At 30.8% G+C, this 25,102-nt stretch carries 30 protein-coding genes and 2 pseudogenes; 25 read left to right on the forward strand and 7 right to left on the reverse strand.

Features of this window, described 5'->3' with window-relative positions:
- The first annotated feature begins 316 nt into the window (after positions 1-316).
- The 13 genes and pseudogenes from ACWJKE_RS02445 (at position 317) to ACWJKE_RS02505 (ending at position 8,686) form a co-directional block, all read left to right on the forward strand.
- Positions 317-727, forward strand: coding sequence for a peptide deformylase (locus ACWJKE_RS02445; RefSeq protein WP_462952930.1), 411 nt, complete (start codon positions 317-319; stop codon positions 725-727).
- A gap of 8 nt (positions 728-735) precedes the next feature.
- Positions 736-1,083: an enhanced serine sensitivity protein SseB C-terminal domain-containing protein gene (locus ACWJKE_RS02450; RefSeq protein ID WP_220285865.1), complete on the forward strand. Its 348-nt coding sequence runs from the start codon at positions 736-738 to the stop codon at positions 1,081-1,083.
- A gap of 194 nt (positions 1,084-1,277) precedes the next feature.
- A complete protein-coding gene (locus tag ACWJKE_RS02455) occupies positions 1,278-2,240 on the forward strand; it encodes a helix-turn-helix transcriptional regulator (RefSeq protein ID WP_220285864.1) in 963 nt (320 codons plus the stop codon).
- 100 nt (positions 2,241-2,340) lie between these two features.
- Positions 2,341-2,967: a type 1 glutamine amidotransferase family protein gene (locus ACWJKE_RS02460; protein ID WP_164946729.1), complete on the forward strand. Its 627-nt coding sequence runs from the start codon at positions 2,341-2,343 to the stop codon at positions 2,965-2,967.
- A 744-nt stretch (positions 2,968-3,711) separates the two neighbouring features.
- Positions 3,712-3,864, forward strand: a complete 153-nt coding sequence (locus ACWJKE_RS02465; RefSeq protein ID WP_462959129.1) for a hypothetical protein — start codon at positions 3,712-3,714, stop codon at positions 3,862-3,864.
- Positions 3,865-3,913: 49 nt separating this feature from the next.
- A complete protein-coding gene (locus tag ACWJKE_RS02470; protein ID WP_462959130.1) occupies positions 3,914-4,405 on the forward strand; it encodes a pyridoxamine 5'-phosphate oxidase family protein in 492 nt (163 codons plus the stop codon).
- An 85-nt stretch (positions 4,406-4,490) separates the two neighbouring features.
- Positions 4,491-5,327 (forward strand): MBL fold metallo-hydrolase, encoded by an 837-nt coding sequence (locus ACWJKE_RS02475; RefSeq protein WP_220319522.1) that lies wholly within the window; start codon positions 4,491-4,493, stop codon positions 5,325-5,327.
- A 138-nt stretch (positions 5,328-5,465) separates the two neighbouring features.
- Entirely contained in the window at positions 5,466-5,675 is a 210-nt protein-coding gene (locus tag ACWJKE_RS02480) for a hypothetical protein (RefSeq protein WP_220285861.1), read from the forward strand.
- A gap of 523 nt (positions 5,676-6,198) precedes the next feature.
- Positions 6,199-6,462: pseudogene (locus ACWJKE_RS02485) on the forward strand (AraC family transcriptional regulator); the annotation flags it as partial.
- A 313-nt stretch (positions 6,463-6,775) separates the two neighbouring features.
- A complete protein-coding gene (locus tag ACWJKE_RS02490; protein ID WP_462959131.1) occupies positions 6,776-7,285 on the forward strand; it encodes a GNAT family N-acetyltransferase in 510 nt (169 codons plus the stop codon).
- A 47-nt stretch (positions 7,286-7,332) separates the two neighbouring features.
- Complete coding sequence (locus ACWJKE_RS02495; protein ID WP_462959132.1) at positions 7,333-7,794, forward strand: QueT transporter family protein; 462 nt, start codon at positions 7,333-7,335, stop codon at positions 7,792-7,794.
- A gap of 257 nt (positions 7,795-8,051) precedes the next feature.
- Positions 8,052-8,312, forward strand: coding sequence for a CatA-like O-acetyltransferase (locus ACWJKE_RS02500; protein WP_462959133.1), 261 nt, complete (start codon positions 8,052-8,054; stop codon positions 8,310-8,312).
- A gap of 41 nt (positions 8,313-8,353) precedes the next feature.
- Positions 8,354-8,686 carry a CatA-like O-acetyltransferase gene (locus ACWJKE_RS02505; RefSeq protein WP_462959349.1) on the forward strand — a complete coding sequence of 111 codons (333 nt, stop codon included), beginning with the start codon at positions 8,354-8,356 and terminating at the stop codon, positions 8,684-8,686.
- A 54-nt stretch (positions 8,687-8,740) separates the two neighbouring features.
- Here ACWJKE_RS02505 and ACWJKE_RS02510 read toward each other — a convergent pair whose 3' ends face one another.
- The 3 genes from ACWJKE_RS02510 to ACWJKE_RS02520 all read right to left on the reverse strand — a co-directional run bounded on the left by ACWJKE_RS02510 (position 8,741) and on the right by ACWJKE_RS02520 (position 11,631).
- The gene (locus ACWJKE_RS02510; protein ID WP_462959134.1) at positions 8,741-9,412 is read right to left on the reverse strand and encodes a lysostaphin resistance A-like protein; all 672 of its coding nucleotides are present in this window, start codon (positions 9,410-9,412) and stop codon (positions 8,741-8,743) included.
- 103 nt (positions 9,413-9,515) lie between these two features.
- Positions 9,516-10,556, reverse strand: a complete 1,041-nt coding sequence (locus ACWJKE_RS02515) for an alpha/beta fold hydrolase (RefSeq protein ID WP_462959135.1) — start codon at positions 10,554-10,556, stop codon at positions 9,516-9,518.
- 31 nt (positions 10,557-10,587) lie between these two features.
- Positions 10,588-11,631 (reverse strand): helix-turn-helix domain-containing protein, encoded by a 1,044-nt coding sequence (locus ACWJKE_RS02520; protein ID WP_220285857.1) that lies wholly within the window; start codon positions 11,629-11,631, stop codon positions 10,588-10,590.
- 603 nt (positions 11,632-12,234) lie between these two features.
- Between ACWJKE_RS02520 and ACWJKE_RS02525 the strand changes: the two genes are divergently transcribed.
- The 5 genes from ACWJKE_RS02525 (at position 12,235) to ACWJKE_RS02545 (ending at position 15,634) form a co-directional block, all read left to right on the forward strand.
- Entirely contained in the window at positions 12,235-12,711 is a 477-nt protein-coding gene (locus ACWJKE_RS02525) for a GNAT family N-acetyltransferase (RefSeq protein ID WP_220285856.1), read from the forward strand.
- Between the two features lie 214 nt (positions 12,712-12,925).
- On the forward strand, positions 12,926-13,168 hold the full coding sequence (locus tag ACWJKE_RS02530; protein ID WP_375294749.1) for a hypothetical protein: 243 nt from the start codon (positions 12,926-12,928) through the stop codon (positions 13,166-13,168).
- Positions 13,169-13,320: 152 nt separating this feature from the next.
- The gene (locus tag ACWJKE_RS02535; RefSeq protein ID WP_220285855.1) at positions 13,321-13,854 is read left to right on the forward strand and encodes a phosphoglycerate mutase family protein; all 534 of its coding nucleotides are present in this window, start codon (positions 13,321-13,323) and stop codon (positions 13,852-13,854) included.
- 135 nt (positions 13,855-13,989) lie between these two features.
- Positions 13,990-14,523 carry a MaoC family dehydratase gene (locus ACWJKE_RS02540; RefSeq protein ID WP_220285854.1) on the forward strand — a complete coding sequence of 178 codons (534 nt, stop codon included), beginning with the start codon at positions 13,990-13,992 and terminating at the stop codon, positions 14,521-14,523.
- Between the two features lie 703 nt (positions 14,524-15,226).
- Positions 15,227-15,634 (forward strand): integrase core domain-containing protein, encoded by a 408-nt coding sequence (locus ACWJKE_RS02545; RefSeq protein WP_462952958.1) that lies wholly within the window; start codon positions 15,227-15,229, stop codon positions 15,632-15,634.
- A gap of 69 nt (positions 15,635-15,703) precedes the next feature.
- On the opposite strand, the pseudogene ACWJKE_RS02550 reads toward ACWJKE_RS02545, so the two are convergent.
- Positions 15,704-16,357, reverse strand: a pseudogene (locus ACWJKE_RS02550) (FBP domain-containing protein).
- 39 nt (positions 16,358-16,396) lie between these two features.
- On the opposite strand from ACWJKE_RS02550, the gene ACWJKE_RS02555 reads away from it, so the two are divergent.
- Both ACWJKE_RS02555 and ACWJKE_RS02560 read left to right on the forward strand, forming a co-directional pair.
- Positions 16,397-16,528: a hypothetical protein gene (locus ACWJKE_RS02555; RefSeq protein ID WP_462959136.1), complete on the forward strand. Its 132-nt coding sequence runs from the start codon at positions 16,397-16,399 to the stop codon at positions 16,526-16,528.
- Between the two features lie 556 nt (positions 16,529-17,084).
- Positions 17,085-17,381: a CD3324 family protein gene (locus ACWJKE_RS02560; RefSeq protein WP_462952959.1), complete on the forward strand. Its 297-nt coding sequence runs from the start codon at positions 17,085-17,087 to the stop codon at positions 17,379-17,381.
- A 363-nt stretch (positions 17,382-17,744) separates the two neighbouring features.
- Here the strand turns inward: ACWJKE_RS02560 and ACWJKE_RS02565 are convergent, their stop codons facing one another.
- The 3 genes from ACWJKE_RS02565 to ku form a co-directional block, all read right to left on the reverse strand.
- Complete coding sequence (locus ACWJKE_RS02565; RefSeq protein ID WP_462952960.1) at positions 17,745-18,035, reverse strand: integrase core domain-containing protein; 291 nt, start codon at positions 18,033-18,035, stop codon at positions 17,745-17,747.
- Between the two features lie 450 nt (positions 18,036-18,485).
- The gene (locus ACWJKE_RS02570) at positions 18,486-19,421 is read right to left on the reverse strand and encodes an ATP-dependent DNA ligase (protein WP_220319528.1); all 936 of its coding nucleotides are present in this window, start codon (positions 19,419-19,421) and stop codon (positions 18,486-18,488) included.
- Positions 19,421-20,233, reverse strand: coding sequence for a non-homologous end joining protein Ku (gene ku / locus ACWJKE_RS02575; RefSeq protein WP_216303710.1), 813 nt, complete (start codon positions 20,231-20,233; stop codon positions 19,421-19,423). The genes ACWJKE_RS02570 and ku overlap by 1 nt, the downstream gene beginning before the upstream one ends.
- 432 nt (positions 20,234-20,665) lie before the next feature.
- On the opposite strand from ku, the gene ACWJKE_RS02580 reads away from it, so the two are divergent.
- From ACWJKE_RS02580 to ACWJKE_RS02600, 5 genes are all read left to right on the forward strand, one after another.
- Positions 20,666-21,526, forward strand: coding sequence for a DMT family transporter (locus ACWJKE_RS02580; RefSeq protein WP_216303709.1), 861 nt, complete (start codon positions 20,666-20,668; stop codon positions 21,524-21,526).
- Between the two features lie 27 nt (positions 21,527-21,553).
- Positions 21,554-23,308, forward strand: a complete 1,755-nt coding sequence (locus ACWJKE_RS02585; RefSeq protein ID WP_462959137.1) for an Eco57I restriction-modification methylase domain-containing protein — start codon at positions 21,554-21,556, stop codon at positions 23,306-23,308.
- Positions 23,309-23,383: 75 nt separating this feature from the next.
- A complete protein-coding gene (locus tag ACWJKE_RS02590) occupies positions 23,384-23,626 on the forward strand; it encodes an acyl carrier protein (RefSeq protein ID WP_220285848.1) in 243 nt (80 codons plus the stop codon).
- Positions 23,623-23,745, forward strand: a complete 123-nt coding sequence (locus ACWJKE_RS02595; RefSeq protein WP_462959138.1) for a hypothetical protein — start codon at positions 23,623-23,625, stop codon at positions 23,743-23,745. The genes ACWJKE_RS02590 and ACWJKE_RS02595 overlap by 4 nt, the downstream gene beginning before the upstream one ends.
- A 35-nt stretch (positions 23,746-23,780) precedes the next feature.
- Positions 23,781-25,100, forward strand: a complete 1,320-nt coding sequence (locus ACWJKE_RS02600) for an AMP-binding protein (RefSeq protein ID WP_253198231.1) — start codon at positions 23,781-23,783, stop codon at positions 25,098-25,100.
- Positions 25,101-25,102 lie beyond the last annotated feature (2 nt).

The raw sequence follows: 25,102 nt of genomic DNA on the forward strand, positions 1-25,102 counted from the left end.
TCTAACCAGAATTGCGCTGAACAACTATGCGATTTATCGGGTACAGAGTAGAAGATAGTAAGGTATATCTCTAAGATTGGATCTATTACCATTCGTGCTTATGTTCTTAAGAAATAAGCCAATGATATTAAAAGTGTCATTGGTTTATGTTATAATTTTTTTGAGTTAAGGATGTGTATTAAGTGAAGAACTTATAGCTAATTATGGGAAAGGATATAGTCAAGCAAATTTATTTAATATGCTTAGGTTATACGATATATTTTAAAATCATATCTTATTTTTTATAAAAAATATAACTGAAAAAGAGGTATAAATTATGATAAAACCAATTGTAAAAGATATATTGTTTTTAGGACAAAAATCAGAAGAGGCAACTAAAAATGATATAGTAGTAATTGATGATTTAATAGATACATTAAGTGCAAACTTAGAGCATTGTGTTGGATTGGCTGGTAATATGATTGGAGAAAAAAAGCGTATATTGGTATTTACTGTAGACAACCTTATTGTGCCTATGATAAATCCAGTTATATTAAAAAAAGAAAAGCTTTATGAAACAGAAGAAAGTTGTTTATCTTTAATTGGCTTTAGAAAAATGAAGAGATATGAAATGATAGAGGTGGAGTATCTTGATAGAAATTTTAACAAGCAAAAGCAAGTGTTTAATGGGTTTACAGCACAAATAGTTCAACATGAAATGGATCATTTTGAAGGTGTAATAATCTAATTGAATATTTGAAGAAGCAAAAAAATGTACAGGCAGCCTATTTGCAACTAATGGTAAAGGAAAGTGAACAGAGTTATTTAGTAGTAGATTTTATGGGTTATAGGAGAGAAATATTTGATGGAATAAGTAATGTTGCAATGAGTCACTTAAAAGGTATTTTTATTGACTTGGTACCCTATGATTCTGAGTTTGGAAGTAGTACGCAAATAATATTGAACCATTCTATAAAAAGAAAAAATTTGGATTTTTTTAAAATAGAAATGCTAATTGTAGAGTTTTACAGTAAAGTAATTAAATTATTTCTTATTACTCAAATACCCATTAGGCTAATAATGGGCAGTCGAAAAAATGTGTAACACTTTATATGTGTACTGGGTATCAACGATATCTGAAGACATTTCTCAGTTAAAGAGTTATGTCAAACTTGTTAAAAAATGCGTCACAGTTGATTTAATAATAAAAAATGTTATAAATTTTTAAAAACAATATTTAATGATATTATATTCCTAAACAATAAAATTTAATAGTTAACCAGATTAGGGGGTGCATTATGCCAAAAAATGACAATATGCTAGCAATTTTATGGATGCTGAATTCAGGTACAAAAATAACTGCAAAGCAAATATCCGAAAGGTTAGAAATAAACATACGATCAGTTTATCGTTATATGGATGCACTGTGCGTTAGTGGAGTGCCAATAATATCGGAGCCTGGTCATAACGGCGGATATAGTTTGCTTAACAATTTTATCCGAGCACCCCTGTTTTTTGATCTTGAAGAGAAAAAATCACTTTTGCATGCTGCTGTTTTTGCAATGGAATCAGGATATCCTTTTATGGAATCATTAAATAGTGCAACATCAAAGTTAAAGATGTTTTCGAATCAAGAACAAGAAAAAGTTCTCAATCGTCATTTAGTTGGATTTGAAGTAGTGAGCCGTATTTGCGATCCAGCTGTCAAACCTATATTAATGGAACTCGAGCAAGCTGTTGCAAATGAATGCTCTATGGAAATTGAATACTGTACAGGTTATGAAGGGCATCCCAAGCATAGGGTTGTTGACCCCTATGGGATGCTTTACTGGAACAATAAATGGTACGCTATTGCATTTTGCCATCTTAGGAATGAAATTCGCAGCTTTAGGGTAGATAGAATAATAAATATTATAAGCACTAAAAATACGTTTAAGCGTCCTGAAGCTTTTTCGGCACGTGAGTTTTTTACAGAAAGCTTATTATCGAATATAGAAAGTAAAGTAGGACTTTGCACTTTAGTAATTGAGGGCAAGTCAGAAGCATTGAATGACCTTTGTGCACATTGGTTTTTAGGATATCATCTGATAGAACGAACTGAATGCAGAGCGAATTTTTTAATGGATGAATACTCAATCCATACCTATGTTCCTCATATTCTACTTCCATATGGTAAATCAATAAAGGTGCTTGAACCAAATAGTTTTAAAGCTGCTATGGCATCAATTCTTAAAGATTTGCTGGACTATTATCTCCACTGACTGAATTTGTCAGTAAAGATAATATATAATTGATTAAGATGGAGCTTGAAACCATCCTGTGATAAATAGTACTAATGAAATGAAAGTGGAGGAATAGAAAATGAAAAACAAAGTATATCTTTATGTATTTGATACAATGGCAGACTGGGAAATAGGTTATTTAAGTACTGAAATCAATTCGGGAAGGTACTACAAAAAGGGATTAATGCCTCTAAAAATAGTAACTGTAGGAATTAACAAGAACCCTATTACTACAATGGGAGGTCTAGAAATATTGCCAGAAATTGAACTTAAGGAGTGTAGTATTGAAGAGACAGTTGCTTTGATTCTACCTGGTGGGAATACATGGACAGAAGCAATTCATGCTCCCATTATAAGAATGGCTGAAGAATGTTTAGAGAAAGGTATTGTTGTAGGGGCAATTTGTGGTGCTACAATAGGACTTGCTATGGAAGGAGTATTAAATAAGCGAGCCCATACAAGCAATGACCTGGGATATCTTAAAATGGTCTGTCCAAGCTATGCAGGAGAAAAATATTATAAGCAAGAATACGCAGTAACTGATAGAAGTTTGATTACTGCCTCTGGAATAGCTCCTCTTGAATTTACTTTGCACATATTGAAAATTCTAGAGGTGTTTTCACCACAAACCTTAGATTCTTGGTACAATCTTTATAAAACTCAAGATGCAAAATATTTCTTTGAGTTGATGAGCTCGATTCAATAGTAGAAAATTGAGTGAATCAAAGTTATTTATATAAATATAAAAGTATAAAGTCAAATGCGGAGTTGGAGATTATTATAGATTTGCAAGTGAGTCTGTTTCAAAGTTTATGTAAACTTCCAGGATTGATATAGAATAAATATAAGTCATGGAGTTTTTTCATGGAAAGAAGTTAATACTACTCTGAAAGCTTATGAACCAAATATATCTATGATTCTTCAAAGGTTAAAAGAACGCTATAAGGGGTAGAGCCAACATTTCTCTTATTCACACCAACAGGAACAAAAAACGACTATAAATCAAGTAATATCAAGAAAAATTCTATTATATTATTAGCAATGCAAATACTCACTACCAATCACGAGAACTTAAATTGTTGATAGAAAAAATATCGAAAGCCATTAAGGAAAAAAATATTTAATTCACTATGGAAGATAAGCATTATTTCTATTAAACCATGTGTCATATTCTTCTTATAGTACGTCATAACAGCCACAAAATAGTAGTTCCATTTTGGATTTATAGTTCATCGAAAATGCTGTCTTGTGGCTGTTTTTTGCACGAATCGTTGCCGTACCCCGTATACCTTTACGTAGGGTTTTTGCTTTCGCAGTTACATCTTACAAAAATATAGCAATACAATTTCTAAAATAACCTTGTTTTTTAATTTTTTAAGTCGATATATATCATAGGACGGTTATATTTCTAATAAGTTTTGTTAGTCATTACATTTGAAAAGAGGTTAATATGAGTATTTCAATATCAGGTTCAAGCAAAATACAGTCTATTAGCTTTAATAATTATGATATGATTAAATATATATTTTATGATAAATTTATAAAATATTGCGGTGCTATGAAAATTTATGAATTAATGATAATATTTATTGAGGAAACGTAATAAAAACAAGGGCTTAATAATAATGAAAGAATTATAGAGGGGTGTAATTATGTTCAGAGAAATGAGAAGAAAAAAGCAGTTATTGTCCAAAGAAGAAACAATTGAAATTCTACAAAAGTGCACATATGGAGTTTTAGGTGTAACAGGCGATGATGATTACCCATATACCGTTCCCGTAAGTTATGCTTATAAAGACGGAAAACTCTTTTTTCATGGTGCAAAAGAAGGGCATAAGATTGACAGCATAAAAAGGAATGATAAGGTGACATTTTGTGTCATAGAAAAAGACGAAGTAATACAAAAAACTTTTACTACCCATTTTCGTAGTGTGTCTGTTTTTGGTAGAGCAAGGATTCTTACAGAAGATGACGAGAGGAGATATGCCATTGAAAGTTTAGTTGAAAAGTATTCACCTGACTATATTGAAGAAGGACAGCGAGAAATTGAAAGTGAATGGAATAGAGTATGTTTACTTGAAATCAAAATCGAACATATAACAGGTAAAGCAGCTATAGAAATCGTAAATAATAGGCAGAATTAGGTCACAATATGCTTCTAAGTAGTCACAAGTAAACCCATACCTAATGATATGGGTTTACTTTATTAAGTGTATATGGAGGTGTGTAATGAAACTAACGGCACTTATTGAAAATAAAGCTACTGGTAATTTGAGTGGGGAACATGGACTTGCTGTTCATATCGAATACAATGGAAAACAGTATCTTTTAGATACTGGTGCATCAAATAAGTTCCAGAATAATGCCAATAAACTAGGCATAGATTTAAAAAATATTGATACTGCTGCGTTATCACATTGTCATTATGACCACTCTGGTGGATATGTTGGATTTTTTTCTGAAAACAGTAAAGCAAAAGTATATCTCCAAAGCGCAGCAAGGGAACTGTATTATGCCAAACTAGGATTGATTAAAATATATAATGGTATTCCACGAGGCATTTTAGATACATATAGTGACCGATTTGTCTTTGTAGATGGAGATTATGAAATTGATGAAGGTGTATGGTTAATTTCTCATAAAACGATTGGGCTAGCAGCACGGGGAAAGAAAGCACATATGTATCGAAAAACAGAAAAAGGATTTGTTGCCGATGATTTTCAGCATGAACAAAGTTTGGTGTTTGAAGTAGAGAACGGTTTAGTTATTCTAAATAGTTGCTGTCATGGGGGCGTTGATAACATTATTGAAGAGGTAATGGAAACGTTCAACGGAAAGGAAGTTCTGGCTATAATCGGTGGTTTTCATTTAATGGGGATTATAGGCACCAAGTCTATGAGTGGAAAACCGGAAGAGGTTAGAGCATTAGGAAAACGACTATTTGATTTGAATGTAAAGCATATATATACTGGTCATTGTACTGGTAATCCTGCTTATAAGGTATTGAAAGAGAAACTGGGAGAACGGTTGCAATATTTTAGTACGGGAACCACAGTTGAACTATAAGATTATGAGCAATAATGTGAAGCTGGAAAAATGAACACTTAATTGATGAGTGTAGGGAAAAAGAATAACGGCGATACGTCGAATTTGTAGAGTTATGCGAAGTAAGGTTAATTTATATTTTATGAGGAGGAGTTCATTATGGCTGATTTAAAAAAGAGTAACGATAGAAAAAACATCAATGAAAACAAAAAGAACTCTAAAAATGGGTCTTACCTTGCTATTGGGATTAGTCTCGGTGTTGTATTTGGATTATTAATTAATAATCTGGCTATTGGTATTGCTATAGGGGTTGCTAGTGGAGCAGCAATAGATGCGAAAATAGCGAACAAAAATAAGAAACAACAATAAAGTTAATAAGTATAATCCGTAATTATAGTTAATTCATACTTTTTTTATAGTGTTAACTAACTAGAGTAAAAAACACTCTAGTTTTATTTTATTTGAGAGTATCTAAAATGGTCGTTTATGGTCTCTTTTATCCATATAATTCCTTAACGTTGGTTTTGTCGGATTATCTATACTACACCACATAGAAATGGCTTAGACAATTTAGTTTTTTGGCTAATAATATATTGTGTTAAATAGAATATTTTAAGAGAAGTTGCTCTAAGGGTCTGCTACTTTTTGAATACTAAATGTTGAGGAAGATAAGATATAAGGCAACATAACTATTGAATTTGGAAATTGAATAATCCGGTATTAAAAAATGAAAATATTTACTATTATAGGAATGTAGAAATATGTATAATATGCTATAATTTCTATAGAGTTAGGTCGAAGGTGTATAAATTAGTTACTACTATAGAATCTATACTATAAATAAAAAGGGGGCACAATATGTCAAGGGAAAATAAAGTGGACAAAGGGTTTGAACCTAACGATAATGGCTGTAACAGCGGACTTTTTTCAAAAGATGGGTGCAGAAGTAAGTAAAGGCTTTTATAAAAAATATGATGAAAAAGATGAAAACGGAGAAATAAGTGTTTGTACGAGAAAGGCGTGGGAAAAGGTATGGTCTGAGCATAAATCGGGCGATATACATAGAACCTTTACAGCAGATTTTGAGAGCACTGTTCCAAGTGAATATACGAAAGATGGCAAAGCACATTGCTATTTGTATGTTGCAATTCAGTAGATTTAGAAAACATAAGTGGGATTATGAGAAATGTGTAGCGTGTGTACATGGTGACATGAATAGTTGTAAATAAATCTGAAGAAAGTAGGTATGTATTATGATATCTGAAATTCCCATACCTAAAGGAGTGGGCTTTTCGCCAAACAATTGTAAATTAAACAATGATGAAATAGAAATTCACATTGAAGAGCAAAAGCAGTTCGCAGAATAATAAATACACAATTTTTTTAAACTGCATCACAATGTTTATTTATAACGAAGCTAATATATTTATTAATAGAATCTTTTATTAATATAGAAAGGAGAAAATTAAATGGAGTTAAGTACAGAACGTTTAAAAATTATACCTTTGACACTTCACCAGTTTAAATTATTGCTTGATGGAATTGATAAAATGGAGAAGGAGTTAAAGTTAAGTGCTTCAAATGAATGTTTAGATGGACATACGCAAGAAGCAATGGAGGGATTATATCAAGAAGCTGTAAAAAATAAAGTTAGATATTTTTGGTATACAAATTGGCAGATTATCTTAAAATCAGAAAATAAGGCTATTGGTAGTGCTTGTTTTATGAAATGTCCAGATGAAAATGGTGAGGTTGAAATAGGATATGGTATCAATAGTACTTATCAAAATAATGGGTATATGACTGAGGCAGCACAGGTTATTTGTGAGTGGGCTATTAGTCAACATGATGTTTCTATTATCATTGCAGAAACAGAAAAAGACAATATTGCTTCACACAGAGTTTTGCAAAAATGTGGAATGGAAAAATATAAGGAAACAGACGAGGAAATTTGGTGGCGTATGAAAGTTGCTGAATAATATAATATTTAATAAAAGGTAGAATTGGAGTTACAGTTTAGCGAGGAGTGTTTATTATAAAAACTAAGGAATTAACTATAGCAGCCTTAGTCATGGCGATGTATATAGTAATAATGTATTTAACACAAGGGTTTTCATTCGGACCTTATCAAATAAGGATGGCAACAAGTTTATATGCTTTAGGGTATATATATCCATTTTTAATAGTTCCTATGGGAGCTGCAAATTTATTAAGCAATACATTAATGGGTGGCTTAGGAGTATTCGATATGATAGGTGGAACAATGGTGGGGATCATAACAACAACATTAATATATCTTATCAAAAGATTTAATTTAAATAAGTGGCTGATTGTTGTTCCAATAGTATTTATTCCAGGCTTATTAGTACCTACATGGCTTTCATATCTATTACATATACCATATTTCGCATTAGCCATTAGTCTTTGTATAGGTCAAATAATACCCGGTATAGTAGGTGTAATTTTAATAAAAAGGTTAAAATGTTAAGACTTAATACAAATATAGTTCGTCATAACCAAATGTAAGAATTATTAAAGAGATAGATTATTTGGGCAGGTTGTGGCTATAATGTGAAGCTGGAAAAATGAACACTTAATTGATGAGTGTAGGGAATATAAGAAATATCTGAAAGGTCATGGTTATACAAAGCTATCCCTCAGTTAAAGAATAACGGCGGATATGTCTAACTTGTATAATAAGACTAAGTTTAGTTTAGGAGAATTTTTAGGGGGAGTGGTATACAGGTGAAGTTTATAGACATGGAAAATTGGGAAAGAAAAACTCATTACAATTATTTTAAACAACTTGATTATCCTCATTTTAATATTTGTGGGAATGTTGATATTACTGAATTTTATAGATTTATTAAGGAAAAAGATAATCCGTTTTTTATATCAATGTTGTATGTTGTTACAAAAACAGCAAATAGCATAAAGGAATTTCGTTATAGGATAAGAGAAGATAAAATAATTGGACATGAAATCGTCAGTCTTCTTTTACATTAATAACTTCAAATGAAATATTTAGTTTTTGTACAGCTGAATTTATAGATGGATTTAAAGAATTTAAGATTAACACATCAAATGAAATAGAAAGAACAAAAAATAATGTAAGTATTGGAAATGGAACAGGTCGTGATGACCTTATATATACTACAAGTATTCCATGGGTTTCATTTACTAGTATAACTCACCCAATTCAAATGAACCCTGTTGCTAGTGTCCCAATAATAGCATGGGGTAAATACTTTGAGGAAAATGAAAAGATAAAGTTACCACTATCTGTTCAAGTACATCACTCACTGGTAGATGGCGCACATGTTGGACATTACTTTAATAAAATTCAAGAAATTTTAGATAATCCTGTAAAGTATCCATAATATTTACCTTTAGATAAAATAATTTTATATTTATGCAGTTGGTTTTCAATGTTCTTAAAGTTCGTCTATAATGATTAACTTCTTTTTTTTTGGTAAATTATACTTTATATACTTAATGTTCATTACAATAGATATGATTATAGATGCAAAAACTACAACTACGACTAAAGGTTGTGCCGTACCATCTGAATTGGACATAGGTATATAAACATATTGAGATAGAACAACAAATATAAAAATGCTAAAGTTGTGTAACATATGAAAAATAATACAGTTTACAATATTCTTGGTTTCTATATATAATAATGCACTTAACACACCCATAAAAAACCTACCTATAAAGTTTAAATCAAAGTGTACTATTGCAAATATTGTCGCAGATATTAAGATTGCAAGTCTGATACCCGTCTTAAATGTTAATTTATTTAACAATACCCCTCTAAAAAACAACTCCTCAACTATTGGCGCTGTTGTTACTCCAAATATTAAATAGCTTAAAGTCAGACCTGTAGCAGTTACATGTGTACCTACTAATAAAATAAGACCTACTCCAATGTAAAGACCTATATTCAATAGGTATAATCGAGCTATCTTTTTATAACTTATTTCTTTAATGCAACTAACTAAATCGTTTTTCATTGCATTGTTACCTCTAAATACCAGTAGGCTAACAAAAACTAACAATATAATATTTAACATAATTTCAGCTACGTACTTATCTTTCAAATATATATTGTCAATAATAGGTATCTCTAATAATAAAAAAGTTAAAGACCAACATAAGTTGTAATAAGTAAGGACGGCGAATTAATTCAAGTTTGCATTATATTTATTTAATAAATGTATCGAACATCCATTTATTAAATTTTTCATTCTCTTCAAATTGCGGATAATGAGCTGATTGTTCAAAGACAATAAATTCTTTTTTATCCGTTTTAATCATATCAAAATATTTTTTTGCTGCACTAGCTGAAGTCATATAGTCATATTTACCCATGATGAAATAGCATGGTAATTTAAGTTTTGTTACTATAGTTGGTAAAGGATTTTTTAATAAATCCTTTACCAAAATCTTTTGAGATAAGGATATCCCATAGTCATAACGGATAACATCTAGCAAGTTATACTCACTACTGAATAAAAAACCTATACTATTATTATCGGGGGCATCAATAAGTCTTGAAGCCCCACCATATTTAATAACATAAGATCGTGGGGTATACATATTGCCATTTTTGATTTCTTTAGTTAATCCTTGTAGATACAAAACATCATCTGTATTGGCAGCATTTTGAGCTTGATTAATACAGTAATTCAAACTGTCGATCTCACTTTCTGTTGTATCGCTCATCTGTCCAATGCCAATATATGCTTCATATTTTTCAGGAGCTTTATAGGCAGCTTGCATTGCAATATATGTACCAAAAGAATGACCAATCAGTATTACCTTTTTTTTGCCAAGACGTGCTGAGATATAATCCGTCATATCCAATAAGTCCTTAACCAATAAGTCTGGTGAAAGGTTCGAATAGTCCTCAGAAAGATGATATGATTTTCCACTAGCTCTTTGGTCGTAATTAACAACTGTAAATTTGGTTTCCAATAAATTTTGGTATTTATCAGCATATGGTATTTCCGGACATCCAGGTCCTCCATGTACAAAAATAATAACTGGATTAGTCCTATCATTACCGCGTATCATAATTTCATGATTACTTCCATTTATCTTTACTTGTTCTAATACACTTATACTGTTTTTACCTTTTATATGCGGAGTCCATGTAGGAAAGAGAAGTGCCATTATTGGCAATACTATAATAATTACTCCGATATGTATATAAATTTTCATCAATTTTTTTTCATTTTTCATCTAAGATACTCCTTTAAAATTGCTAAAGTTATTAATTAGTGTTCAAATTTTTAGAACTTTTATTTACCGATTTCATAATTCCTGCTATTGCAAACGACGCAGTCATTCCAAATAACAAAATGAATATAATCATATGTATATTCCCATTCATATATTCGTCACTCCAATCATGAAAATTGTATTTAAATCCAAATACAGAAGGTTCAAGCCCCAATACCATATTTATCAGACCTTGTATAAAAAATTCAAATACAGAAATTACAGCGAAACATCCTGAAGTCTTCAGTAACCCATTGATTCTAGAATATCTAATAATAAGCATCATACTCCACAGAACAATCAGACATAATAACGTAATCGGAAGACCCTTCGTTAAAAACCATCCTCCGCCTGTATACATATCGCATACAAAAATCAGTAATAATAGTAACACGGTATCTACCATAAAACACAGCAATACTTTTTTATTTGCCAAGGACTCCGGAAGCCATATGCGATTTAGTATAATTGGTAGAAAAACAACCGTCATACCAAACAGCAACGGTATAAATGTCACAAAGAACCAGTCTCCATCCGTATAAATGCAGCAAGTCATCAAAAGAAGAACAAGCGAAGTAAATAAAACTCCTAGCGTGATCTCTCCACGATACTCAGTCACCAAAACAGGCAGCAGTGTTAACGTAAATGCAATCAATTCTGCAGCCAGCACAATAAAAAACCACGACAACATATGTTGAACAGCCAGATTACATATAAAACATACTAATAAAGATATTCCATACACAAAAAATAACGTATATTTATATCTGTTTACTATTTTTATATATTTTGTGGCTAATTTTTCTGTAGCTCTTGCTTGAAGGTCTTCACTGGCGGTCAACAGTTCATGTTCGTTAATCTTAAGCACCTCACAGATATCACTTATAAGGGTGATGTCAGGATAAGAGATTCCCCTTTCCCATTTTGAAACTGCAGATTCTGTTACAAATATTTTCTCCGCGAAACTCTTCTGAGTCAATCCTGCTTCTTTCCTTTTTTGCGTAATAAATTCACCAAATGACTTTTTATCTTCCATAGAAATTCCTCCTAGTATTTTTTCACTTCCAATACTATACTTACCATTTCCCTATGTCAACGAAACAGCCCGATTTAGCAACTGGACTATCAAGCCAGTCGGCTACAACACTGCATTTACAGGCATCTTTTCTATAAGAATACAATTGAAGATGTGTATTTATCTTCAACGTACAACACACTGTGTGTAAAGGGAGTATAACTAATAAAGCTAAAATATGTTCTTTTTAACGTATCAAGGCATGTGGAGTGCTGTTCGCTACCCGTAAGAAAATAGAGGTATGATAATTAGAAAAAGATAGTAAAAACTTTGTTATAAGGTTTTGCTATCTTTTTTGTTAGGCTAGTAATTTAGATGGAGCGGTTTTAGTTTAAATCGTAGATAGAAGTAAAAGAAATATTAAAGGTAAAATAAAGAGATTATGATAAAATTTGTAGTATAATTAAGGTATATGTTAATTGATGAGGGTAGGGAATATTGGAGTCGGCTGAAAAGTCATGTTTTACAGACATTTCTCTTCGTAAAAGACCGGCGATATGTCGAACTCGTAGTTTAATACAAAGTAAAGATTATTAATAAAATGTGAGTATGGAAGTGATAAAAATGATAAGGCAGATAGAAAGAGATGAGATTAAAGTATGTGTACAAGTAATCAGAAAAAGTTTTGGAACGGTAGCACAAGAATTTAATCTTACAAAAGAGAATTGTCCAGGGAATGCAAGTTTTATGAAAGTTGAAAAATTATATAAGCAGTATGATGAAGGTCGACCAATGTTTGCGTGTCTTGATAATGGTATCATTGTAGGTTATTTTTCGCTTGGCAAGAATGATGGTGGGAGTTTTGAACTGAATAATCTTGCTGTATTGGTAGAATATCGCCATAAAGGTTATGGCAGAGAAATGATTATTTTTGCAATGGATAAAGTCAGAGAAATGGGAAGTAATAAAATGACTATTGGAGTAATTGAAGAAAGTACGAAATTAAGGAATTGGTACAGTGGGTTAGGATTTATACATACAGGTACAAGAAAGTATAAACATTTACCTTTCACAGTGAGCTTTATGAAAATTGGACTTTAGACTTCTATAGTAAGAAATACTTCAAATTACGCTTCAGGAAATATGAGAGGAAAAGCTTTGAATTTCTTGGATTTGAATTTCGATGGGGAGTTTCTCTTAAAGGAAAAGATACAATAAAAAGAATAACTAGTAGGAGCAAACTAAGAAAATCAATAAAGGCGTTTATTTATGGTGTAAACAAAATCGTTATAAGAGAATTAAAAAGATAGTGGCAATGTTAAATTCTAAATACAGAGGATATTTCAACTATTACGGAGTAATAGGAAATAGTAAGGGACTTAGTGAGTTCTATGGACCATCCCTAAAAATATTGTATAAATGGATGAATCGTAGAAGTCAAAGAAAGAGTTTCAACTGGGAAGGGTTTAATAAAAAGATGAATTGGTATCGACTAATTAAACCTAGAGTATTGGGAAGAGCAGAAACACAAATGAGAATCGAAACCTGTTTTGATTGATTTGATTACGGAAGCAAATATATTTGAAGAGCCCGGTGCGGTAGTTCCGCACGCCGGGATCTGTACGGGGCGTACTGGGTGACTAGTACGTTTACCGTGACATTCTACGATAAATGAACAAGTGTATAAAATTGCGTATTATTGGAGGAGAAATGAATATAGGATTGGTTAGACATTTTAAAGTTAATTGTTATACAAAGATGTTTATGACATCAAATGATTTTAAGCAATGGGTAAAACAGTATGATAATAGTAATGTTATAGAAAATAAATTTAAAATAGGAAACATAAAATGGGACAAATGTTTTTCAAGTGATTTATCAAGAGCCATTAAAACTTCACAATCTATTTTCAAAGGTGAAATAATAAAAACTCAATTATTAAGAGAAGTGCCTATGGCCCCGATATTTAATACCAATATAAAAATACCTTATATATTTTGGTGTATAAGTGGAAGATTTGCCTGGCTTTTTCAGTGCAAATCTCAAATAGAAAATAAAAAAGATACTCAAAAACGAGTGAATGAGTTTTTGGATAGTATTAAGGATGAATCAAATAACAATATATTAATTGTTTGTCATGGTTTCTTTATGAACACATTACAAAAGGAACTTAAAAGTAGGGGTGCTAATGGACAAAATATAAAAAGACCTAAAAATGGTAAATTATATTTATATAAAAAATAATTAATTCGAATTTTTTTAAATTACGCCAAGAAATAAATACAAAAAGTATGTGGTAATAATTATATTATTAAATATATACTTTAGGTTGTAATTTTGTGTGGAGTTAATAATTATGAAGATATAAGGAGAATAAAAATGATAGATTTATTTAGAGCATTTTCTACAACAGAAGATTTTTTTTATGACGGTGCATTTATTGCTAAAGCAAAATATCAACGTTTTAAGCTAAAATTAAATGAAGAAACTTATAGAAATGAAGTTGTAAAAAGTAATAAAAGGCTTTGTATAGCCAACTGTAGTGGATATATTGAAAATGAAATTGCAGAGACATTAACAGTATATTTAATGATGAATGTAACTGTTAAAGAATCTGTTCAAACAGAAACTATTCAAGACGGGGAGACTTTATGGCGTAATTTCTCAAAAGAAGAAATCGCAGATTTTAGTCATCTAACAGGAGATACTAATTCTATTCATCTTTCTGAAAATCCTGTTGTGCAAGGCTTGTTTATTTTGAAAGAACTTTGTAACAAAACTCAAACAAATAAAATAGAAGTAAAATATATTTATCCTGTTTATGGTGATAATCCAATTTATTTAAAACATGAAGGAAATCTTACCAAGGGTTTTAGTAATGGTATATTATGCTTTCAAGCAACCCTATTTTAAAATGTTTTTAATTCGTAGTTTTCATAAAGTTCGGTGCGACAAGAAGTCGCTAAATAGTAGTGTTTCGTGAGAAACTGCGTTAGTTACTAAACGTATCCCCGCTCGAAACTGCACTCTGAGTAATCGGTTTGTAGGTTTAATGAGAAGAAGAAAAAGATAAAGTCAGAAAAATTGAAAAAGAACTTAGATTCAAAGAAAAAGCTTTAGCCGAAACAGCGGCACTTTTAGTACTAAGAAAAAACGTCCATGCGATTTTGGGGGACCAAGAGGAACACTAATCAGTGCCTCAGATCGCATTAAAGCTTTAAAACTGATTAATGAAGCGGTGCAAGCTGGTGCTCGGGTGAGCCCATGCTGCAACGAAGTTGGAATATCGACTAGGACCTATGAATGATGGTCGCTAACGCCAGAATCCACGGAAGATAAACGTCCCATAGTACATAGGAATCCCCCTAAAAACAAGGTTAGTGATGAAGAAAGAGCTGAGATTCTACAAGTTATAAATAGCCACGAGTATGCTGATTTAGTACCTGCACAAATAGTTCAAAAGCTTGCTGATCAGGGAATTTACATTGCTTCAGATGGTTATGAAGTTTGGGAAACAGAGAATGCAGAGTATGCCCAACTCCTTGTTAAACGCGCCATTCTTTCTCAGAAAATATCAGGTAAGCCTCTTATACTTCACTCTGATAATGGAAGTCCTATGAAAGCTGCAACTTTCCTTGCTGCATTAGAGAAACTAGGGGTTCAGGGTTCCTTTTCAAGGCCTAGAGGATGCAATGACAACCCTTACTCGGAATCATTATTCAAAACAATGAAATATGTACCTTCATTCCCTAATGCTGGTTTTGTAAGCATTGCTGACGCAAGAGAATGGGTGACTAGGTTTGTTTACTGGTACAACCATGTTCATATGCATAGTGGCATCAAATATTTGACCCCATACCAGCGCCACCACTATAGTTTAGATAAAAATATCATAGAGAATAGAAAAAAAGTGTATGAAATGGCAAAGAGGAATCATCCTGAAAGGTGGAGTAGTAAAATCAGAAATTGGGATTTGCCAAAATATGTGGTATTAAATCCAATAAAGGAAGAAGAGCTTGTTTGAATAGAGAAGGTATCTTCATAAAAAGGTTAAAAATAAAAATTACGACAACTATGTTGACGAACTCCGCTATCACTTTATATTGTTAACATCCTTTAAAATTTTCTCAAGCTTTTCGATTGCTACAATTCGTTCGTTACACTTCTTGCTATCTAAACATAGATCAAAGCCTATTGACCTATATGCACCTTCCCTAGTTGTTTTGCAGATAGGTGAAACAAAGTTTACTTCATTTTCGCCAGCCGAGTGATTGCAAAGCACACATCTATGAGCGTTATTGGAACCATTACTTGAAATGCTACATGCCATACCTATAAGTTTACCATCCATATTATAAGTTACAAATAATTTTCTGATGGAGTTATCAATCCAACCTAAATATACATTCTTTGAATCCTGTGCATTTAAGTTAGGTAATTTGAATTTCTTTTCCTTTTTAAATAATCTACTAATTTGTGCATTTGTAATGTTTGGCATTCCATATACATATTCATTCAATTCAGCTAAATATTTATCGATGTGTAAGGGGGTGGTTATTTTACTAATATCAAGTAGTTCTTTTTCTTCCTCGGATAAATTCGTGAAAATATTTAATATTTGCAGGTGTTTCTATGCTTTAGTAACTTCAATAATATTAATATCTAGACAAACTCTGAAAGCATTATTTAAATCATATAAGCGCTTTCTTATATAATTATACTCATGTTTTTTAATAAAAGCTTTCATAAAATCTAGCACCTCTTTTCTAAAAAATTTATTTTTATTATGGAAGTAAATATAACATTACTTCCAGGTTCATTTTACCATAAGTCCGCTAACAAAAAGATGACTATTATTACTCCAAATGAAAGTAACAATAATCATCCTGATTTAAAATGTACTTCATATTCACAATGATTTTCTTTTGAACCTTGTCTTAAATTAGAAATGATAACTTCTATTGGATTGGCACAATGAAATCATAACATAGTTTAAAAGAAACATTCAATCTAATAAATAATTCTGTAATGATTATGAGCATAGAAGTTTTACTCCCCAGATTTTATGGTTTTAATTGAAAACTTTAAGAAAAGATAGTATACTATAAATATTATTTCTTAATATAATTAGAAGTTAGTATTTATGGAAGGTGTGAACAGTATGATTTACAAAAATGAATTAGGATTAAAATCAACTCCTTGCGAAGGCCATAAGAACTAAATCGGCTATGCTTTGCTTGGAGATTATTTGTTAAAATAGTTGATGTTGAATTATATGGTCTTGCTAAGCTCTTTTTGATTTATATTAGAGGGCTTTAGTTGTGCGCAATTATTCAGCATTAGGTGATTTAACAGATAATTTCATACATTCATTCCTTCCTTTGTATAAGAATGGAAACTGTTGCAAACGTAGTTTTGTAACAGTTTTTTTGGTCTTTGCTTCAACAAAAATAATTTTTTGGAGGAGTAAAGATATGAAATATAGTAATGCATACAAGGTTTTACCGATTGATATAGTAAAAGTTATTCAAGAATATGTGGATGGGGAATATTTATATATACCTAGAAAAGAAGAAGAACAAAAGAAATGGGGAGAACAAAGCGGCTCAAGAGATACTTTGAAAAAAAGAAATGCGGAAATTTATTTAAAATATATAAAAGGTTCTGAAATTTTAGATTTAGCTCAGGAATACTATCTTTCGGATAAAAGTATAAGAAGAATTATTACTCAGCAAAAGAAGATTACACTCGAAATTAATGCAGAATTATAAACGAGATCGAAATCGCCCTTTGATCATCAAATAATAATGATATGATAAAAATAAGTGTGTGTTCAGAAGTGAGAAATTTTATTTTAATGTTTAAACATCACTAGATGAATTTAATAGCTAAAGTATAAAGGGCTACTTCAAAATAGGTTTTTAATTATTCTGAAGCAGTTCTTTTTTAGACTATTAAAAGTCTAAGTTATAATCGCTACGGTGAACTTCTCTTTTGTATACCTATTTACCAAATTAAAGAATATACTTTTATAAATTAGAAAAAGCTGATTTAATAATAGTATACTCATTAATAAAAGGGACAAGGGGACAGTGGATATATGTCAATATCTTAGACATAAAAAGTTGAACTTTTTATGAAGCCTTTTTAGCCAAATCTTCACACTGTTGAGGCGTAATATACCCAATACTACTATGTATCCTTTTTATATTGTACCAAGCTTTTATATGTTCAAATGTTCCTAATCTTGCAGCGTCATAATCAAAATATTTAACATGGTAAACCTCTTCTTTTTTCAATGAGGCATGAAATGATTCAATGCAAGCATTATCATATGGGCAACCATTGGCACTAAATGAGAGTTTAATAATTTTAGTGCTATTTATATATGCTTTAAAAGCGCAGCTTGTAAATTGGCATTCCAAATCGCTATGAAGTATTAGCGTCTTGGTTGGCTTTTGTAGCGGTATAGCATTTTAACAGTCTGTAGAGCTAATGTAGTATCAATGAATTTAGACATAGCATGACTTATTATTTTCCCGCTATAAAGATCCATGACCGATGCTAAGTAGCATCAACTGACTTCTGAAAGTAGCAGTCTAGATGCAAAATGAGGAAAATAGCCAGGAAGCCTTGAAAGAGTGGTCTACAGATAGTATGCAAATGGAGTTGAAATGATTTGAAATTTAAATGTAAAATGTAGCCTAACAGTTCTGTTAGGCTACATTTTCTATTTATCAGCATACTTATCGGAAGTGATTCAAAATAATAGTTGTTGATGTTGAATAGTACTTGAAATCTTTTTTAATGAGTATTGAGACTAGGTTTATTATTAGTAATAGAAACTAGTTTAAACAAAAATAATTTTATAATAATTATTCTACGATACAATCTTCAGGCTCTTTATCGTTCCTCAAACATTTGAATACGGGTTGACGCAAGGAACCGTTTGCTGTTTTCATCATATATTTTACGGTGCATACAAGCCTAGGTTGTATCCACACTGCATTATCGTTTCCAGAAGGCAAATCAGTAAAAGGGTGTGTGATTATTCCGGGCATGGATTTTATTAATTGAAAGTCTCCGGTCGATATTCCCAGAGTGACATGGCCTTTGTATACCAACCCTTTGCTTGAATATTGACCAAGTACAATGCTGATTACACCGGTTTGCTTAAAAATGAAACCACACACTATAAAATCATCATCCAGAAGATTTTTAATTTTAATCCAATCCTTAGTGCGTTTGTCTAGATAATATTTACTATCCTTACTCTTAGCTACTATGCCCTCCAATTCATTTTGTTTAGCAATCTTATAAAATTCAACCCCTCGCTTCTCAATATATCTAGAAATAGCAATGCGCTCATTTTCATTAATAGCTTTTTCAAGTAGCTTTTTCCGCTCCATCAATGGCAAATCTGTAACCTGTTGATCATCATAGTAGAGAATATCAAAGGCTGTGAAACTGGCTGGTAATTTAGATGATGCAAGTTGTATTTTGAAGGTATTTGACATCAGAGATCGCCTTTGAATTTCATAAAAGTCTGGTTTGCCATCTTTAATAACGATTAACTCACCATCTAAAATGCAACGGTGATTTATCTGCTTGTGTATATTCGACAATTCTGGTACCTTTACAAGCATCTTTATATTTCGTTTGTTACGTAGTTCTGTCATGTCCTTATCTAAATAAGCGATACATCGTTCACCATCAAGTTTTAACTCATAAATATAATTAGGGCTGTCAAATGCCTCTTGTATTTCACCGATTAACATAGGCTTAATGTTTTTATTATCAAACAAATCCATTATGCACCTTTTGGAGTTCTTTTACGTTTTTCTTTATTTGTTGGAGTTTCTTTTACTTTATTTTGCTCGATGCTTGCTTTTAATGCGTCCATAAGATTAATAATATTACTTGGTGTCTCGGGTTTGGAAGCAACGATCTCTTGACCAGATATTTTAGTTTCCAGTAACTCGCGTAACTTTACCTGGTACTCATCCTTATATTCTGCCGGATTAAAAGGAGTGGCCATTGAATTAATTAATGCCTTTGCCATAGTAATCTCAGCATCTATTATTTCGGGTTTATTATAAGATTTGGGAAGGTCTTTAATCTCATCTTCATAGTACATTTTCGAGATTAGTATTCCATCCTCACGTGGGATTATAGCGAGTAAGGTCTCTCTTGTACCCATTACAGTTTTGCCAATTGCAATTTTTTGCTCGCTCATAAGCGCTACACGCAAAAGTTCAAAAGCTTTATCACCGCCAGCCTCAGGAATGGCTTGATATGTTTTGTCGTAAAAAATAGGGGAGATTTGATTAAGTTGTGCAAAGTGCATTATCTGTATTGATTTTTCTTTTTCGGTTTTGATTTTTTCTAAATCATCATCGGTTATGACTACATAATGATCTTTGTCATATTCATATCCTTTGGTAATATCTTTAGTTGTAATTTCCTTGCCGCAATGACTACATGATTTTTTGTATTTTATTCTTGAATTGTCATCTTTATGAAGTTGATTAAAATGTATGTCGTTATCTTGTGTTGCGGTATACATGGATATTGGTATAGCAACAAGGCCAAATGAAATAACTGTTTTATGGGCTATAGCCATTTTTAACACCTCACTTTTTTAATAGTATAACCATAACTTAACTTATTTACTATTTGTTTTCCCACCAAATAATCTATTTAAAATATATATTACAAAATAAGTATGCAAATTTGTTTACTATATCAAAGGAAGATTTAAAACTGGGTTCTTAAAATAGCTATGAATAGCTGTAAAGATTATTGGAAAAGTGCCTATATTAAAAATAATATACTTCAAGATTTTAAAAATGGCTTAGGGTAGTTGACATTAATTTTAAATGAGCAATCTGTTAGCTAACTCGCTCGTTTATAGATATATCGATTATTTGTAAAAAATTTATTTAAATGATGAAAAATTAACATAAAGATGGTACAATTTTAGTAGCTATTAAATTGTTATTTACTTAAGACCACAGCTTCGCGAAGACGATTTAATATACCAAGGGGGATTAACATGGAAAAAACAAAAGGAATTTTATATATTGTTTTATCTGCAATTGCTTTTGGGTTTATGCCAATACTCGCAAAATTGTCATATAGGGGAGGGGCAAATACATATACCACATTAGCGCTTAGGTTTTTTTTTGCGTCAATTATGCTATTATATTATTTGAAATATAAAGGTATATCTTTAAAATTAACTAAAAAACAATTATTTTTAGTATTAACCACAGGTATGTTTGGATATTCACTTACATCTTGTAGTTTATTTATGTCCTACAATTATATAAGTATTGGATTGGCGAGTATGATTTTATATACACACCCTGCTATTATTACTTTATTGTCATATATGTTTTATAAAGAAAAGATAAAAGCTAGAAAAATCATTTCTTTAATTATTTCCTTAATAGGTATTTATGTTTTAATCGATAAGGGAAGTGTTAGCTTTAATTTAAAAGGAATAATATTGGCAGCTATGGCTTCGCTGCTATATTCAATATATGTGCTAGGAGTATCTCTTAAAGAAATTAAAGCTATCAACAGTTATGTTTTAACTTTTTATATCTCGTGTTCAGCTGCTGTTATTATGTTTATAGCAGCAATCACTACTGGTAATTTTAACATGCATATTTCCTTTTATGCACTTGTGGCAATTTTATTATTAGCATTCATATCTACAGTGGTGGCTTTAATGGCATTCTTAGAAGGGGTTAGACTAGTAGGGCCTTCTAATGCTTCAATTCTTAGTACTATTGAGCCTATAGTTGGGTTAATACTAGGAATACTAATTTTAAGAGAACCTATATCAGTTAGAATTGTAATTGGAAGTATATTGATTATTATGTCAGTCGTGATATTAACAAAAGAATAATTTAATTATATAGAATGGAGATAATAAATGCTTGACTTGTTAAAACAGAAAATATGTGAATTACATAATGTTATTTTAAGCCCAATAGATGATATGTTCAAAATAACTGCTTTAAAAAATTATAAAAGGGAAATAGAAGGAACACAGCAAAAAAGTTTTGGTGAAGTTTATTATGAGTTTATTAAAAATAATAAAGAAAAAGGCACAGTATACACTCCAGAACCTATAACTTCTTATATGATAGAAAACACCATAAAAGCAAAACAGATAATAAAGAATCCGTACATAAAAATTGTGGATCCATCTTGTGGAACTGGCAATATATTAATTTGCTGTTTTAAATTTCTTAGAAATTTATATAAGGATAATTTAAACCTAATAAATGAGAAAAATGGGTTGAATTTAAATGTTCAATGCATTGATGAACATATAATAACACATAATTTGTATGGCTTTGATATTGATGATATAGCTGTGAAAATCCTGATTATAGATTTATATGATTTAAGTCAGGGGAGCATAGCCAGTAATGTTGTTAACAAGGATTTTTTATTATATGAAAGTGAACATAAATATGACGTGTTCATAGGAAATCCACCCTATGTGGGTAAAAAATCTATAGATAATGAATACGCAGCTTATTTAAAAATTCGATATAAAGAAGTGTATAGAGATAAAGGAGATCTATCCTATTGTTTTTTCAAAAAAGCATTAGAAGACTTAAACGAGAAGGGAAAGCTGACTTTTATTACTTCGAGGTACTTTTTAGAATCACCTAGTGGAGAGGATTTAAGGAAGGTTTTAAAAAAACTATGCACGATAGACAAAATTATAGATTTTTACGGGAGAAGACCATTTAAAAACGTAGGGATAGATCCTGTAATAATGTGTATAACGAATTGTCAAAATGATGATAGTAAAATTGAAATTATAAAACCTTCTAATGTAAAAAACAAACATAAAAAAGAATTTTATAACAGTGTATTTTTAAAAAGTGGGAATGAATTTAATAGTTTTCTTCTTAATAAAAGTCAATTAAATGACAAGGGTTGGATTCTAATAGATGAAAAGGATAGAAATATAATAAATAAAATAGAGCAAAGAAGTTTTACTCACTTAAGTAATATTTGTAATAGTTATCAGGGAGTAATAACTGGGTGTGACAAAGCGTTTGTAGTAACCAATGATATTGCTCTAAGGAGAAATATTGAAAAAAATATAATAAAACCTTGGATTAAGAGTAGTTACATAGAAAAAAATAAAGTTTCAAGACAAGATAGTTACATAATATATTCAGATTTAATCCATAACACGCATGATTATAATAATGCTATAGCCTATATTGAATTGCAGAAGGAAAAGCTACTAAAAAGAAGAGAATGCCAAAGGGGTATTAGAAAATGGTATGAACTTCAATGGGGTAGAGATCAAAACATATTTGAAGGCGAAAAAATAGTTTTTCCATTTAAGGCAAGCAGTAATAGATTTGCTCTTGACAAGGGAAGTTATTTTAGTGCGGATGTATATGCATTGATATTAAAAGAAAATGTTCCGTTTACCTATGATTTTTTATTATATCTATTAAATAGTAAAATCTATGAATTCTATTTTAAGACCTTTGCAAAAAAACTAGGTGAAGATGCTTATGAGTATTACCCAAATAATTTAATGAAATTATGCATCCCAATTATTATAGATTTTAAGGGTAAAGATGAAAATTATTTATATGATTATTTTCACTTTAGTGAAGAAGAAAAAAAGATTATACTTGGGGAAGTATAATCTTTTTTTGATGGAAAAGTTGGCATATATCTTGCTGTATATAAAATAAATTATTAATATTTAGGAGGAATTATTGTGAGCAATTTGGAAAAACTAAACAAGGTGTTATGTGATTTATTTGATTTCAAAAAAGTAGAGGACATAAATGATGATTTTGGACCAGATGAAATAGAATCTTGGGATTCTTTAGGCCATGTAGAACTTATAACAAGTTTAGAGGAAGTTTTTGATATAGCTTTAGATGTAGTGGATATCTCCAGAATGTATACCATAGGTGATATTAAGAAGATAGTTGAAAAATATGGTGTTCAGATATGACATTTACAGATTATGTTTTTGAGTTTTCATCAAAACTGGATAAAACTTCTGTAATTTTTAAAGATAAAATAAGTTATGAGGAAATTTTTAAAAATATAAAAAAAAAGCTTCTTTTATAAAAAGCAAGAAATTTTTTAAAAAGGATGCTGTACTTCTGGTTTCAGAAAATTCTGATTTTTTCATTGAAAATTATTTTGGAATAATTAAAAGTGGAGCTATTTGTGTTCCTATTAACCCAGCTTTAAGTAGCAATGAGATAAAGTATATTGTAGACTCTCTAGATATTAAGCTGATTTTCACTCAAAATAAATTTATTGAAAAAATAAAGCAATTGGTTCGTGAAGACGTTGAAATTTATACAGATATCATTGAATGTAATTTTACTTATGCACATGAAAACAATTATAGTGAGGATATAGATATACAAGAAGATGTGGCTGTAATACTTTTTACTTCCGGTTCCACAGGAAATCCTAAAGGGGTAATGCTTACTCATTATAATCTGATGTATAATACAAATTCTATAATAGAATACCTGAAACTTACAGAGCGAGATAGAGTGGAAACAGTACTTCCTTTTTATTATTGCTATGGGACTTCAATTTTGCATACACACTTTAGGGTAGGGGGAAGCCTTGTAATTAACAATAAATTTATGTTTCCGCAAACAGTTGTTGAGGATATAAATAAGTATAGTTGCACAGGTTTTTCAGGGGTCCCTAGCACTTATCAAATACTGCTTAGAATGACTGATATAAAGAATACTAAACTTCCAACCTTAAGGTACATAACTCAAGCTGGGGGAAAGCTCTCAGAGAATTTTATTAAACAGCTTATAGGTATTCTAAAAGGAGTAGAAATTTTTATAATGTATGGTCAGACTGAGGCTACGGCAAGGTTATCATATTTACCGTCATATTTAATTAATGAAAAGATGAATTCCATAGGACGTGGAATTAAAGGAACGGAGCTTTTGGTTTTAAATAGTGAAGGAAAGCGAGTGAAATCTGGAGAAACGGGTGAGGTTGTTGCCAAGGGTGGAAACATAATGAAGGGATATTTTAATGATAAGGAAGAAACGGATAAAGTTCTAAAGAAAGGATACTTATACACGGGGGATATAGCAAAAGTTGATGATGACGGGTATATATATATAGTTTCAAGAGAAAAAAATATTATTAAAAGTGGTGGGATTAGAATAAGCCCTAAGGAAATAGAAGCCATAATATTACAAATTACAGAGGTAGTGGAATGTGCAGTTATTGGAGTGGAAGATGATATTTTAGGAGAATCAATAAAAGCCTTTGTAGTATTAACAGAAGATAACCACTATATGGATTTTAAATATATATTAGACTTTTGTAAAAATCAGTTACCATCATATAAAACTCCAAGGTATATAGAATTTTTAAAAGAACTTCCCAAAAATTCTTCTGGCAAAATTTTAATAAAAAAGCTCAAGGAGCTTAAGTAAAA

It is taken from the genome of Clostridium sp. CM036 (assembly GCF_055081135.1).

Excerpts from the sequence above, each read along its gene's own strand:
- ACWJKE_RS02480 (WP_220285861.1), top strand. The coding sequence starts at position 5,466 with ATGGCTGATTTAAAAAAGAGTAACGATAGAAAAAACATCAATGAAAAC.
- ACWJKE_RS02585 (WP_462959137.1), top strand. The coding sequence starts at position 21,554 with ATGCTTGACTTGTTAAAACAGAAAATATGTGAATTACATAATGTTATT.
- ACWJKE_RS02455 (WP_220285864.1), top strand. The coding sequence starts at position 1,278 with ATGCCAAAAAATGACAATATGCTAGCAATTTTATGGATGCTGAATTCA.
- ACWJKE_RS02570 (WP_220319528.1), bottom strand. The coding sequence starts at position 19,421 with ATGGATTTGTTTGATAATAAAAACATTAAGCCTATGTTAATCGGTGAA.
- ACWJKE_RS02530 (WP_375294749.1), top strand. The coding sequence starts at position 12,926 with ATGTTAAATTCTAAATACAGAGGATATTTCAACTATTACGGAGTAATA.
- ku (WP_216303710.1), bottom strand. The coding sequence starts at position 20,233 with ATGGCTATAGCCCATAAAACAGTTATTTCATTTGGCCTTGTTGCTATA.
- ACWJKE_RS02490 (WP_462959131.1), top strand. The coding sequence starts at position 6,776 with ATGGAGTTAAGTACAGAACGTTTAAAAATTATACCTTTGACACTTCAC.
- ACWJKE_RS02445 (WP_462952930.1), top strand. The coding sequence starts at position 317 with ATGATAAAACCAATTGTAAAAGATATATTGTTTTTAGGACAAAAATCA.
- ACWJKE_RS02545 (WP_462952958.1), top strand. The coding sequence starts at position 15,227 with ATGAAAGCTGCAACTTTCCTTGCTGCATTAGAGAAACTAGGGGTTCAG.
- ACWJKE_RS02555 (WP_462959136.1), top strand. The coding sequence starts at position 16,397 with ATGGAAGTAAATATAACATTACTTCCAGGTTCATTTTACCATAAGTCC.
- ACWJKE_RS02520 (WP_220285857.1), bottom strand. The coding sequence starts at position 11,631 with ATGGAAGATAAAAAGTCATTTGGTGAATTTATTACGCAAAAAAGGAAA.
- ACWJKE_RS02475 (WP_220319522.1), top strand. The coding sequence starts at position 4,491 with ATGAAACTAACGGCACTTATTGAAAATAAAGCTACTGGTAATTTGAGT.
- ACWJKE_RS02580 (WP_216303709.1), top strand. The coding sequence starts at position 20,666 with ATGGAAAAAACAAAAGGAATTTTATATATTGTTTTATCTGCAATTGCT.
- ACWJKE_RS02460 (WP_164946729.1), top strand. The coding sequence starts at position 2,341 with ATGAAAAACAAAGTATATCTTTATGTATTTGATACAATGGCAGACTGG.
- ACWJKE_RS02540 (WP_220285854.1), top strand. The coding sequence starts at position 13,990 with ATGATAGATTTATTTAGAGCATTTTCTACAACAGAAGATTTTTTTTAT.
- ACWJKE_RS02515 (WP_462959135.1), bottom strand. The coding sequence starts at position 10,556 with ATGAAAAATGAAAAAAAATTGATGAAAATTTATATACATATCGGAGTA.
- ACWJKE_RS02525 (WP_220285856.1), top strand. The coding sequence starts at position 12,235 with ATGATAAGGCAGATAGAAAGAGATGAGATTAAAGTATGTGTACAAGTA.
- ACWJKE_RS02470 (WP_462959130.1), top strand. The coding sequence starts at position 3,914 with ATGTTCAGAGAAATGAGAAGAAAAAAGCAGTTATTGTCCAAAGAAGAA.
- ACWJKE_RS02560 (WP_462952959.1), top strand. The coding sequence starts at position 17,085 with ATGAAATATAGTAATGCATACAAGGTTTTACCGATTGATATAGTAAAA.
- ACWJKE_RS02465 (WP_462959129.1), top strand. The coding sequence starts at position 3,712 with ATGAGTATTTCAATATCAGGTTCAAGCAAAATACAGTCTATTAGCTTT.
- ACWJKE_RS02595 (WP_462959138.1), top strand. The coding sequence starts at position 23,623 with ATGACATTTACAGATTATGTTTTTGAGTTTTCATCAAAACTGGATAAA.
- ACWJKE_RS02535 (WP_220285855.1), top strand. The coding sequence starts at position 13,321 with ATGAATATAGGATTGGTTAGACATTTTAAAGTTAATTGTTATACAAAG.